The following is a 12,463-nucleotide window of genomic DNA, read 5'->3' as shown; positions in this document are numbered from 1 at the left end:
AGCCAGCCATGACCACGTCCACCGTCGACCTGCTCGAACGCGCCTACGCCGGCACCGCCAAGGTGCTCGCCATCGCCCCGCTCGGCGCGCTCGCCGCACCCAGCCCCTGCGACGGGTGGACCGTCGCCGACGTGGCCAACCACCTCGTGAGCGCGCTGGACGTGTTCGCCAGGGTCGCCGAGGGGCAGGAGGTCGACTTCGACGCGGAGGAGCGCGATCACCTCGGCGACGACCCGGCCGGCGCCTTCGACACCGCCGCCGCCCGGTGCCTCGCCGCGTTCGGTCGGCCCGGCGTGCTCACCACCGAGTTCGCCTTCCCGTTCGGCCCGACGCCCGGCCTGGTGATCGCGACGATCAGCATGCAGGAGGCGCTGGTGCACGGCTGGGACATCGCCACCGGCGCCGAGATCGGCTACGAACCGGACGCCGATGTGATCGCCGCGGTCGCCGAGTTCAACGCGGACAGCGGCGCGGGCATGGACGGCATGTTCGACCCCGCCGTCCCCGTTTCCGCAGGTGCGAGCCCGTTCACCGCACTGCTCGCCAAACTAGGACGACCCGCCGCGAACAGCTGATCACCACTCCAGTAGTCTTTGCTCTGTCACCGCGGGGTGGAGCAGTTCGGTAGCTCGCTGGGCTCATAACCCAGAGGTCGCAGGTTCAAATCCTGTCCCCGCTACAGAGTCGAGAGGCCCTTATCTGCGGAAAGCGCAGATGAGGGCCTCTTTCGCATTATTTTGGGGGCCCAGCCCCCAAACCCCCAGGTTCCTATCGGGGTGCGTTGGAGGCCTCTGTCGCTTGTGGACGGTCGGGTGGACAGTCCACTGTGGATGGTTGCGGTGGGGAATGGGGGATTGGTCTGTGTGGGGGATGAGTGGGCCGAATGGGTTGGGGGGTAAGGGGATTCTTGCGTAGGGGGACTGGCCATTGTGGACAGTTTTGTGGCCACTGTGGACAGACGCGCTGAGTCGTGGCACGGTGGGGAATGTGTCTGAACTGAACGCGACTGCCGCAGCACTGCTCGGATTGCTCCACGATGGGCCGCAGACGGGCGGGGAGCTCGTTTCCGCCGCGCGGGAGAGGTTCGGGGCGTTCTTCAGTGTGACGCGGAGCCAGGTCTACCGGGAGCTTCCGGCATTGGCCGACGCCGGGCTGGTGCGGTTGGGCAAGCAGGGGCCGCGGTCCAGCCAGCAGTATCAGGTGACGGCCGCCGGCAAGAAGGCTTTCAAGTCCTGGCTCACCACCGAGCCCGGCCCTGATCACCTTCGCAGCCCGCTGATCCTCCGCATCGCGCACGCGAGCACGCTGTCCGGCAAGCAGCGCGCCGCCCTGTTCGCCTCCGCCAAGGAGACGTACAACGCGGAGCAGGAAGCCGCCAAGAACGCCGCCAAGGCAGCCGACGACCCGTACGCCAAGGCCATCGCCGACTTCGGCGCCGCGCGCGCCAAGGCCATGGTCAAGCTGCTCGATTCGCTGCCGACCGACTGAATACCCTCACGTCGCACGGGCCACGCCAACGCTGAGGCCCGTGCGACACGGGCGTGTCCCGAGGACGTAACCTGTTTCGTTGTGAACCCCGACGTCGCGGCCGATCTCAAGAACCTCTCCGACACCCTCGCCAGCGTCGAGGCGGTGATGGACCTCGAGGCGCTGCGCGCGAAGGTCGCCGACCTGGAGGAGCAGGCCTCCAAGCCCGACCTGTGGGACGACCAGGACAACGCGCAGAAGGTCACCAGCCAGCTCTCGCACAAGCAGGGTGAGCTGCGCAAGGTCGAAGATCTTCGTCAGCGGCTCGACGACCTCGAGGTGCTCTACGAGCTTGCCGAGGAAGCCGAGGGCGAGAGCGCCGACGCGCGCGCCGAGGCCGACACCGAGCGGGACAAGCTGCACAAGGAGATCGACCAGCTCGAGGTGCGCACGCTGCTGTCCGGCGAGTACGACGAGCGCGAGGCACTCGTGACCATCCGCTCCGAGGCCGGCGGGGTCGACGCCGCCGACTTCGCCGAGATGCTCATGCGCATGTACCTGCGCTGGGCCGAGCGGCACGGCTACCCGACCGAGGTCTACGACACCTCCTATGCCGAGGAGGCCGGCATCAAGTCGGCCACCTTCAAGGTCGGCGCGCCCTACGCCTACGGCACCCTGTCCATCGAACAGGGCACCCACCGGCTGGTGCGGATCTCGCCGTTCGACAACCAGGGCCGCCGGCAGACCTCCTTCGCCGGCGTCGAGGTGCTGCCCGTGACCGAGCAGACCGACCACATCGACATTCCGGAGAACGACATGCGGGTCGACGTGTTCCGCTCCTCCGGGCCCGGCGGCCAGAGCGTCAACACCACCGACTCCGCCGTGCGGATCACGCACATCCCGACCGGCATCGTGGTCTCCTGCCAGAACGAGAAGTCGCAGATCCAGAACCGTGCCGCCGCCCTGCGCGTGCTGCAGGCCAGGCTCCTCGCCAAACGGCAGGAGGAGGAGCGCGCCAGGATGGACGAGCTCAAGGGCGACGGCGGGTCGAGCTGGGGCAACCAGATGCGCTCCTACGTGCTGCACCCGTATCAGATGGTCAAGGACCTGCGCACCGAGCACGAGGTCGGAAACCCGTCGTCGGTGCTCGACGGCGACATCGACGGATTCATCGAGGCGGGCATCCGCTGGCGCCGGACCAATTGATCTACCTGCGGAAACACCGACGCAGGGCGTTGCAACGGTCCAGTAACGAACACAGGTAGACTCGCGCCTCGTGATCCGGCTGGAGCAGGTGTCCAAGAACTACAAGACCTCGGCGCGTCCCGCGCTTGCCGAGGTTTCCGTCGAGATCGACAAGGGCGAGTTCGTCTTCCTGATCGGTCCGTCGGGCTCGGGCAAGTCGACCTTCCTGCGCCTGTTGCTGCGCGAGGAAGTGCCCACCAAGGGCCGGGTCTACGTGGCCAACTTCGACGTCGCCCGCATGGCCCGGCGCAGGGTCCCCCGCCTGCGCCAGTCCATCGGCTGCGTGTTCCAGGACTTCCGCCTGCTGACCAACAAGACGGTCGCCGAGAACGTGGCGTTCGCGCTCGAGGTGATCGGCAAGCCGAAGCACACGATCAAGAAGGTCGTGCCCGAGGTGCTCGAACTCGTTGGCCTGGAAGGAAAAGCCGACCGGATGCCGAACGAGCTGTCCGGCGGCGAGCAGCAGCGTGTCGCGATCGCGCGCGCGTTCGTCAACCGGCCGCTGATGCTGCTGGCCGACGAGCCGACCGGAAACCTGGACCCGGACACCAGCCAGGACATCATGCTGCTGCTCGAGCGGATCAACCGCACGGGCACCACGGTGCTGATGGCCACCCACGACCATTCGATCGTGGACTCGATGCGGCGGCGTGTGGTCGAGCTGAGCCTCGGCAAGGTCATCCGCGACGACGCACGCGGCGTCTACGGCGTCGGCCGCTGACCAACCCGCCCCCGCCCCCGATCCCCGAGGACAACCGCACCGATGCGCGCAAGTTTCGTGTTCAGCGAGGTCGTCACCGGCCTGCGCCGGAACGTCACGATGACCATCGCGATGATCATCACGACCGCGATCTCGCTCACCCTGCTCGGCAGCGGCATGCTCGTGGTCCGCATGATCGACAACACCCAGGAGCTGTACCAGGACAAGCTCCAGGTGCACATCTTCCTCACCAACGACGTCGGGGATAAGGACAAGACCTGCACGCAGGACCCGTGCAAGCGCCTCAAGGCCGAGCTGGAGAGCAACACCGACGTCATCGACGAGGTGGTGTTCGAAAGCCGTGAGCAGGCCTACGAGCGGTTCAGGCGGATCTTCGAGGGGCAGCCGGAGCTGGTGCAGGTCGCCAGACCAGAGGCGCTGCCCGCGTCACTGCAGGTCAAACTGAAGAATCCGGACCGGCCCGAGGTGATCGCGCAGACCTACGCCACCCAGCCCGGTGTGGACAAGGTGGTCGACCAGAGCGACTTCCTCGACAAGTTCTTCGACGCGCTCGGCGGTATCCAGGCGCTGGCGTTCGTCGCCGCGATCGTGCAGGCCATCGCCGCGCTGTTGTTGATCTCCAATACCGTCCAGGTGTCCGCGTACACCAGACGGACCGAGGTCGGCATCATGCGACTGGTGGGCGCGACCCGCTGGTACACCCAGCTCCCGTTCCTGCTCGAGGCGGTGGTCGCCGGCGTGATCGGCGCGATCGCCGCGATCGGTCTGCTGGTCGGCGTCAAGTCGTGGTTCTTCGACGAAGTGATCGGCAACGGCAAGCTGATCGATCCGAACATCATCAGTCCGATCCGAGGCGTGGACGTGGTCGCGGTGACACCGTGGCTGGTGCTGACCGCGATATTGATCTCCGCGGTCACCGGATACGTGACACTGCGGCTCTATGTCCGGCGTTAGCGGAATCGTGTCGCACCCACCGCCGGCGAACACGTAGGGTGTCGCCATGCCCAGGGAACGTGGACAGAAGGTGATCGTGTCGAACCGCAAGGCGCGGCACGACTACACGATCCTGGACACCTACGAGGCCGGGATCGTGCTCGTCGGCACCGAGGTGAAGAGCCTGCGCGCCGGCCGCGCCTCCATGGCCGACGCGTTCGCCACCGTGGACGACGGCGAGGTGTGGCTGCGCAACCTGCACATCCCGGAGTACGACCAGGGCACGTGGACCAACCACGAGCCGCGCCGGCACCGGAAACTGTTGCTGCACAAGCAGGAGATCCTGCGGCTGATCGGCAAGACCAAGGAGAGCGGCCTGTCGCTGGTGCCGCTGTCGCTGTATTTCTCCGACGGCAAGGTCAAGGTCGAGATCGCGCTCGCGAAGGGCAAGAAGTCCTACGACAAGCGGCAGGACCTGGCCAAGCGGGACGCCCGGCGGGAGATGGTGCGCGCCGCCGGACGTGCCGCGAAAGGTATCGACTAGACGAGTGCGGCGGCCCGCGGCGTGCTCTCCCGGTCGCCGTTCATGATCTTGCGGCTCGGGCCGAGCATCCACACCGCGAACTTGGCGTGTGCCTTCGCGACGGCCGGCACCACGATGATCGCCATGCAGAGGATCAGCAGGCCCACCGCCGAGCAGATCATCGCCTCGCCGAAGGTGTCCACCACGAAGTCGGGGTGGAAGATCTGCGGCTCGTCGCCCTTGTCGAACAGGCCGTAGTACAGCGGCATCGTGGACATGCCCAGCCCGATGCCCCACAGCATGCTCACGCCGATTAGCTCGGCCATGCCGATCGGGAACATCAGCAGCAGGTAGATCGTGTCCTTCCAGGTCGCGCCGTCGGTGAGCAGCGTGCGCAGCCGGGCGGCCGCACCTGTCGGCATCACCCGGTACGGCCGCGCGATGTACACGCCGAGCCAGGTGTGCAGCCACGTGCGGTGCACCTGAGCCGCGCCGCGCAGCAGCAACAGGCCGGTGCACAGCACCAGGATGCCGACCCAGAAGACCAGCGTGAGCAGGCCGAACGGGATCGTCGTCATGACCAGCCCGAAGCCGATCACCCCGAACACGATGTTGGACAACAGGAACCCCGTCGCCCTGATGGGCCCCGGCTGCAACGTGCGCGATTCGACATCGGCCATGATCACGATCTCCCCGTTCGTGCGACTGACCTCGATCATCCTCTCGGTGAGTGCCGGAGATCCATGGGGATACCCGCCGTCTCGGCGGTGGAGCTAGCCCCACCGGTGGAACTGGAATGATCCCGCGGCCGCGAGACGTTATCCTTACTGGGATACCCACGAAGGGGGTGAACGGTTTCGACTCTGGACGTTGAGTCAGGGGAAGCGTGCAGGTGCAGGCGGATGGCCACCTCAAGCGTCGCCGCAAACCAATAAGCGCCAAGACTAATAGTCAGCGCGACTTCGCCCTCGCCGCCTGAGGCGAGCGCGAGTCTGTCGGCCCGGGGTCGCCCCCGACCCGGTCGCCGGCATCAGCTAGGGGGCTTGCCGTCGCGAGTTGGCCGCGGACTCGCGACGGGACACTTACAGCGGCTGGGCCCGTCACACCGGCTTGTTCACGTGACCGGCGGGGCCGAGTAGAGGCACAGTGAACTGCGCACGGAGAAGTCCTGGCAATGCGACAGAGGACCCGGGTTCGATTCCCGGCACCTCCACGGTCTCGGGCGACGTGTGTCTGCGGAACGCGCAGACCACGTCGCCCGTCGTCATTTCTGGGGCCCAGCCCCCAGACCCCCAGGTTCCTACCGGGGCATCTTCCAGCGTTGGCGCCTATGAACGGCGCCGTGCGCGTTCGTGGGCACGTTGGAGGTTGGGCGAACTCCCGGCCCGCCCGTGCTCAGAGGCCTGCCCGGGTGAGGCGCTCGATGAGGCTGGGTTTGCGTGCGTGTGTTTGACGGATCTCCATGGTGCGCAAGGTGAATGTGTCATAGCGGGCCTCGCGTTCGGCGAGTGCTCGGAGATCTGTAAGCAGCGTGACGGCGGTGTCGTACTCGGCCGGTTTCCGGGTCGCGATCAGTGTGTCGACCCGTGACCACGCGGCGTCCTCGTCGTCGGCCAACTCATCGAGTCGTCGGTCGCGGGTCAGGGCGCGTGCCTGCTCCTGGCGTGCCTCTTCTTCGGCGCGTTCGGCGATCAGGCGGCGATGTCGATCATTGCGTCGACGTGCCGCGTCATCGAGCAGGTCGGCCACGGTTCGGCGGGCTGGAGCGGGGATGGTCGGGGTGGTGTCGCTGCGGAAACGGTGTACCAACTCCATCCGCACTCGCGCGGCCTCACCCTGGACGACCCGCGCCAGGAGCCGATCCTTCTCGACGAGGGGTAGGCCGGCCACCTGCGCGGCGAGGTCGCCGGGATCGTCGGCGATCTGCTCGAGTGGTGGAGAAGTCTGGGCCGCGGTCGCGAGCAGGTCGTCGTCGACGCGGAGGAAGTCGGCCAGCGCCCGCTGTGCCGTGGTGAGCGTGCCCAGTCCGGGTGGAACGGGTGGTTCGAGATCGTCGTTGGCTTCGCGGTCGAAGACGTCCTCGTCGCGCTCCCAGGCGCCGTAGGCGGCCAGCCAGGCGAGGTAAAGCGGGCGGAGATCACCGGCGGCGAGTTCGGCACGAACTCCAACGATCGCAGCCAGCAACACCTCGACATCGTCGTCGAAGGCGAACTCACCGGCCTCGTCTTCGCAGGTGACGTCGAGCACGATGAACTCGTCCGTGACCCAGGCACTCGCCTGGTCGTCGACGACGTAATCCTCGACGACGTTGGGATCGAGCAGACAACAGGGTAGGCGGAGCATCACGCGGTGAGTGCCCCAGTTGGCCACATACAGGTGTGCGTCGTAATAGCGCTCCATCAACCGGTTCGGATCACCGCGGAAGTCGCCCCAGTGATACTCGTTCACGAAACTCGTGGCGGTGATCCTGGCTCGGGTGGACAGCGACCGAACCTCGGCCTGCTCGTCATCGTCCAACGGCCGGTCGATCGCCAGGAATTCGTAGTACTGGTACTCGCTCACTACCCATCCACTCAATCGGTAGGGGTGAAGGGTTCTGCCCGGAAACTCGAGTCGTCTCCCATGTGGAAGAACAGATGCCCCTCGACCGTCTCGTCATCAGCGAGAATCGCCCAGCCACGTCCGCTGACCTGGTCACCCTCGTCGAGGCCCTCCCAGGTGAACTCGACACCGGTTCGACCGTCCCGCTCGACAGTGCGGCAGTCCAGCCAGCCGCGGACGGCGATGAAACCGAACTGGCCGGTCCCGTCCTTGGCGAACTCGATGAAACCGGGTTCGACGAGGTCGACCGCGTCGTGGCCCCACCCGCTCATTTCCACGATCCGCCACCGACCGGTCAACCGAGCCACGGACCTCGAACACCTCTTTCCATAAGGTCTGACAGTAGCCGTCGCATGACGATCCCGTTCGCCGCAGTCTTCCACTTTGGTACGGCGTAGGTGCGGTCACGCACGGAGCTGATCTTGTGACAACATGTACGAGGTTGTGTACACGAACGACGAGCACGACGACTGGGGTGACGGTGAAAGCGCTGTTTCGCGAAGTAAACTATCAGCTCTCGAAACTATTGGCTGAGATCGAGGACGGCGACATCGGGCTTCCCGAGATTCAGCGTCCCTTCGTGTGGTCCCGAACCAAGGTACGTGATCTTTTTGACTCGATGTACCGCGGCTTTCCTGTCGGATACTTCCTGTTTTGGGAGAACCCGACGAATCCGAAAGGTACGAAGCAGATCGGTACAAATGAGAAGCAGCAGGTGGCTCGCCGATTGATCGTGGACGGTCAGCAGCGGCTCACCTCGCTCTACTCGGTCATCAAGAACCGTCCGGTAGTGGACGATGAGTATCGCCAGGCGCATCTGGCCATCGCGTTTCGGCCGCGAGACAAGCGGTTCGCCGTTCCGGATGCCGCCATCGAGAAGGATCCGGAGTACATCAAGAACATCTCGGAGCTGTGGTCCGGCCCGAAGTCGCGGCACCGCTTTCAGACGGAGTTCATCGATCGTCTACGTGCCGGTCGCGAGGTCAGTCACGACGAAGAGGACGAGATCGTCGAGGCGATCGATCGGCTCTACGACCTGCGTGACTATCCGTTTACCGCGCTCGAGCTCTCGGCGGCGGCGACCGAGCGAGAAGTCGCGGACATCTTCGTGCGCATCAACTCGGAGGGGGTCGAGCTCAAGCAGGCGGACTTCATCCTCACGCTGATGTCGGTCTACTGGGACGCCGGTCGCCGCGAGCTGGAGGGCTTCTGTCGCGCCGCGCGGTTCCCCGCTCAAGGAGCGAAGAGCCCGTTCAACCACTTCTTGACGCCGAGCCCTGACGAGTTGCTTCGAGCTACGGTGGGGCTGGGCTTGCGGCGCGCTCGGCTACAAGCGGTCTATCCCGTGTTGCGCGGCAAGGAGATCGACACCGGTCGTATGTCCGAGGAGGTCAGGACGCGGCAGTTCGAACTTCTGCGAGACGCGCAGAAGGAGGCGCTGGATCTCGATAATTGGCACGAGTTTCTCGGCGCGCTTCGGCAGGCCGGGTATCGCAGCGGATCGATGATCACATCACGGTTCAATGTCTTGTACTGCTATGTCATGTTCCTCATCGGGTGGCGGGACTACGGCATTGAACGCAGCACGTTGAGGCTGGTCATTGCTCGATGGTTCTTCATGTGCGTGATCACTGGCCGGTACACTGGCGGTGCGGCGGAAACCAAGATGGAACAGGACTTGCGACGCGTTATTCAGACCACAAACGCCGAGGAGTTCGTGGAGGAGCTTGATCGGGTCATCGACACGCAGTTGACCAACGACTTCTGGAAAGTCGCGCTGCCGGACTTGTTGGCGACGTCGGCGGGATACTCACCCAGCCTTTTTTCCTATCATGCGGCGCTGATTCTGCTCGATGCGAACGTGCTCTTCTCCGACGTCCGCATCGGCGACTTGCTTGACCCCTCTGTGAGCCCCGATCTAGGTGCGATGGATCGTTGGCGGTTGTTTCCCCGCAAGTACCTGGAGTCGGTCGGCGTCACTGGGGTCGGCCAGCTCAATCAGATGGCCAACTACGCGATTTTCGACAGGCATGGGTTCCGGCCGAACAACGAGTCGTCGCTTGAGTACTTGGCGACTCTCTGGGAGCGGCACGTGCCGGGGGAGGATCACGAGCGAGTTCGCTTTCTGCACGCGCTTCCGGAGGGGTGGGAGCAGCTCGAGTACAACGAGTTCCTGGCCCTTCGCCGCAAGAACATAGCGAAGGTCATCAGGGCCGCGTTCGACAAGCTGCGCACCGGGGTCGCCGCCATCCCGGGCGCCGTTCAGCCCGACCGGTGGTCCGGTCCGACGGTCGCTGAACTGGTGGCGGGCATCGAGTCGTTCGAGGTCGAGTTCAAGCAGACGGCGGTCGGATACGGTGAGCGATTTGGAAAGGACAAATACCCGAGCAACGCGGTGATCAAGACGGTCGCCGCGTTCCTGAACACCGACGGTGGCACGCTCGGCATCGGCATCACCGATCGTGACAATCACATCCTCGGCCTCGAGGCGGATTTCCAGCGCAGCGGCATGGACATCGACGGTTATCTCAACGCGATCACCAATGGGCTCGCCAGCGCCTGCGGGTCCGGGCCGATCTTTTCGCACACGCGGGCACGCACGGAGCAGGTCGACGGAAAATGGGTGATCATCATTGATGTCGCGCCGTCAACGAAGCCCGTCTACGCGAGCACGGGCAAGGACGCCACGGATAAGGCCTTCTACGTGCGCGCCAATAACACCAGCCCAGCGCTGAATATCTCCGAGGTTCCTGACTACGTCGCCACGCGCTGGCCACATTAGGTACCCAAGAACGGGCTCGGGTTGGCCGAGTGTGACAGGTAGAGCTCGTCCCGCGCTCTCGTGCACGCGACGAACAGCAGAGACCGTTCGCGGAAGGTGTCCTGTGCGTGCGCGGCGATGTCTTCGGCGGCGTCGGTGACCGCTGCGGGCAGCGGCACGGCACGATCGTCGAGGCCGACGAGTGCCACCGTGCGGAACTCCAGTCCCTTCATCCCGTGCATGGTGCCGACTCGAATTCGATCGGCGGCACGCTTTGTGGCGCAGGGGATGTCGGCGTGGTCAAGGGCCAGTATGGCCTGGTCAACTGTCGCGTTGGTGCGGGCAGCGACACCGATCGCATGCGGCTCGATGCCCCGATCGAGCCATACTCGAACCTGGTCGGTGAGGCCAACGAGTTCGTCGGTCCATGAGGTGAACCCGCGGACGGTGGGGCGAGCGCCATGCCTTTGGGCGCGATATCCGTTCAACGCATCCGGCTCGTCGTCCAGGCCCACGGGGATATCTCCGTCGAGTATCCGAATCGACCGGCTCAGGATCTCGTGAGTTGTTCGATAACTGAGTGAAAGACGGTTACTGCGCCCGCGTACCTCGATACCAATACGAGCCAGTGACACGTAGTTGTTGTAGATTCTCTGGTTCGGGTCACTGACGATGAACAAGTCGTCGGGTCTACTCGGCACTGCGTTGCGGAGAAGTCGCCATTGTACGGGGTGTAGATCCTGCCCCTCGTCGACGAGAACGTGCTGGTAGGGACGCGCTGGTCGCTCAGCGAGGATTCGAGCAGCTTCGGCGACGACCTGCAGATGCGTTCGTCGTCCTGATCCACGCAACTTGTCGAGTGCATACGTCATGGCAGCCCACACGGTCTCCTTCTGATTCTGCGAGATTGGCCGCACCCGGCCACGGCGGCTGCATGCCAGGTAGGCCAAGCGATGAGGCAAGTCTTGAGCGAGGATCACCTGCTCCCATTCACGTTTTAGGAAGGCAGGGGAGAAGGCCAGGCCGATCCATTCCGATGCCGACTTCCATAGCTGGTCCTCAGCGCCCCTGTTGATGATGTCCGGCGTGGTGCCTTCGGCATCGGTGACAATCCGAACAGCCAGCTTGTTGACGGTCGTTGAATGGATTCGGTCCAGACCGGGTCCGTCGAGGAGCAACCCGACTTGATCGGCCAACGAGTCGGCGAGGTTGTTGGTGTACGTGGTGAGCAGGATGTCCTGGCCGTCGCCGGGCGGCAGCCGCTTGGCCAGGAACGCGGCACGGTGGATCGCGGTGACCGTCTTGCCGGTTCCCGCACCTCCGGTGACCAGCGCCGGCCCGCTGAACGACGGCCGGTAGGCGATGGCTCGCTGGTGCGGGTGCAGGAACCGCCGCCATACGTCGAACGGGTGCTTCAGGATGTCGGCGAGTTCCTCCGGGCCGGAGATCGGCGCGAACCGGTCGGAGGTGCGCTCGATCGCCGCCGTGAGGTCGGTGGTGTCGATGTGCTCCGGCGGCTCCTCGGCGATGTGGGCGCACAGTTCCTGCCAGGTCTCTTCGACGGTCATGCCGGACGACAGCCCGATGAGCGCGTCGTATTGGCGATCTGGCAGTAGGTTGGCCAGGGCTTCCAGATGCGTGTCCGAGGTCAGCAGACGAACGAGTGGCAGCACATCGGCGTCCACACCGAGTTTCGTGAGTTCCTTGTCCCGAAATGCCGCGAACAGCCGCTCCTCTGTGGCGTTCGCCGCAGTGCGCAGAGCTGGCTCGATGTCGTCGAGGGCTTGCTGGTTGCGATCCTCCAGCACACCGATCGCCTGGTTGACCGAGAAACGCCGGCTCGTCGCGAACGCGTTGGCGTCATCGTGGTGCATGACCGCCATGAGCACATACTCGTCGCCCGACTCCGGGGCCAGTACGACACCGCGCCACGCCTGGTCGATGCGAATCGTGCGGATTCGCGGATCCCTGGCGTTGTTCAGCTTTTCCAGGTGCAGCCCGGCATGGGTGTGCTCGGTGAACTTGGCGAATGTCCGGTCGACCGCCTTGCGCACGGCTGGCTGCAACTTGGTGTAACTCGCCAGGAAGCCCACGTCGATACTCAGCCGTGGCACCCAGTCCCCCCTCCAGTCGGTGCCCGCTTTCGCGCGGGCCGTACTACGGTGGTTACCGATGGTATTCAGGTACGTGGTTCGAGTGGAACCGTTACCGA

The 12,463-nt window shown here is 64.9% G+C and carries 11 protein-coding genes, 1 tRNA gene and 1 other RNA gene; 9 read left to right on the top strand and 4 right to left on the bottom strand.

Going from position 1 to position 12,463, the window contains the following annotated elements; genetic code table 11:
- Nucleotides 1-8 precede the first annotated feature (8 nt).
- The 7 genes from EV193_RS28550 to smpB all read left to right on the top strand — a co-directional run bounded on the left by EV193_RS28550 (nucleotide 9) and on the right by smpB (nucleotide 4,910).
- Nucleotides 9-575, top strand: a complete 567-nt coding sequence (locus EV193_RS28550; RefSeq protein ID WP_130348034.1) for a TIGR03086 family metal-binding protein — start codon at nucleotides 9-11, stop codon at nucleotides 573-575.
- 30 nt (nucleotides 576-605) lie between these two features.
- Nucleotides 606-679: transfer RNA gene (locus tag EV193_RS28545), tRNA-Met, on the top strand.
- 308 nt (nucleotides 680-987) lie between these two features.
- Nucleotides 988-1,488, top strand: coding sequence for a PadR family transcriptional regulator (locus EV193_RS28540; RefSeq protein ID WP_130348033.1), 501 nt, complete (start codon nucleotides 988-990; stop codon nucleotides 1,486-1,488).
- Between the two features lie 81 nt (nucleotides 1,489-1,569).
- Nucleotides 1,570-2,673, top strand: coding sequence for a peptide chain release factor 2 (gene prfB / locus EV193_RS28535; RefSeq protein WP_130348032.1), 1,104 nt, complete (start codon nucleotides 1,570-1,572; stop codon nucleotides 2,671-2,673).
- A gap of 70 nt (nucleotides 2,674-2,743) precedes the next feature.
- Nucleotides 2,744-3,433 (top strand): cell division ATP-binding protein FtsE, encoded by a 690-nt coding sequence (gene ftsE / locus EV193_RS28530; RefSeq protein ID WP_130348031.1) that lies wholly within the window; start codon nucleotides 2,744-2,746, stop codon nucleotides 3,431-3,433.
- 42 nt (nucleotides 3,434-3,475) lie between these two features.
- Nucleotides 3,476-4,387 carry a permease-like cell division protein FtsX gene (gene ftsX / locus EV193_RS28525; RefSeq protein WP_130348030.1) on the top strand — a complete coding sequence of 304 codons (912 nt, stop codon included), beginning with the start codon at nucleotides 3,476-3,478 and terminating at the stop codon, nucleotides 4,385-4,387.
- A gap of 46 nt (nucleotides 4,388-4,433) precedes the next feature.
- A complete protein-coding gene (gene smpB, locus EV193_RS28520; RefSeq protein WP_130348029.1) occupies nucleotides 4,434-4,910 on the top strand; it encodes an SsrA-binding protein SmpB in 477 nt (158 codons plus the stop codon).
- On the opposite strand, the gene EV193_RS28515 is transcribed toward smpB, so the two are convergent.
- A complete protein-coding gene (locus EV193_RS28515; RefSeq protein ID WP_130348028.1) occupies nucleotides 4,907-5,608 on the bottom strand; it encodes a sensor domain-containing protein in 702 nt (233 codons plus the stop codon). The genes smpB and EV193_RS28515 overlap by 4 nt on opposite strands.
- 124 nt (nucleotides 5,609-5,732) lie before the next feature.
- On the opposite strand from EV193_RS28515, the gene ssrA reads away from it, so the two are divergent.
- Nucleotides 5,733-6,105: a transfer-messenger RNA gene (ssrA, locus tag EV193_RS28510) on the top strand.
- Between the two features lie 179 nt (nucleotides 6,106-6,284).
- Here the strand turns inward: ssrA and EV193_RS28505 are convergent.
- Both EV193_RS28505 and EV193_RS28500 read right to left on the bottom strand, forming a co-directional pair.
- Nucleotides 6,285-7,451, bottom strand: coding sequence for a hypothetical protein (locus EV193_RS28505; protein ID WP_130348027.1), 1,167 nt, complete (start codon nucleotides 7,449-7,451; stop codon nucleotides 6,285-6,287).
- Nucleotides 7,452-7,462: 11 nt separating this feature from the next.
- On the bottom strand, nucleotides 7,463-7,798 hold the full coding sequence (locus EV193_RS28500; protein WP_242613740.1) for a hypothetical protein: 336 nt from the start codon (nucleotides 7,796-7,798) through the stop codon (nucleotides 7,463-7,465).
- Between the two features lie 167 nt (nucleotides 7,799-7,965).
- Here EV193_RS28500 and EV193_RS28495 point away from each other — a divergent pair, with 167 nt between their 5' ends.
- A complete protein-coding gene (locus tag EV193_RS28495) occupies nucleotides 7,966-10,272 on the top strand; it encodes a GmrSD restriction endonuclease domain-containing protein (protein WP_130348026.1) in 2,307 nt (768 codons plus the stop codon).
- Here EV193_RS28495 and EV193_RS28490 read toward each other — a convergent pair.
- Nucleotides 10,269-12,365, bottom strand: coding sequence for a UvrD-helicase domain-containing protein (locus tag EV193_RS28490; RefSeq protein WP_130348025.1), 2,097 nt, complete (start codon nucleotides 12,363-12,365; stop codon nucleotides 10,269-10,271). The genes EV193_RS28495 and EV193_RS28490 overlap by 4 nt on opposite strands.
- Nucleotides 12,366-12,463 lie beyond the last annotated feature (98 nt).

The organism is Herbihabitans rhizosphaerae (assembly GCF_004216555.1).
In the GTDB taxonomy this organism is placed as follows: domain Bacteria; phylum Actinomycetota; class Actinomycetes; order Mycobacteriales; family Pseudonocardiaceae; genus Herbihabitans; species Herbihabitans rhizosphaerae.
This window is presented reverse-complemented; position numbering and strand designations above follow the sequence as displayed.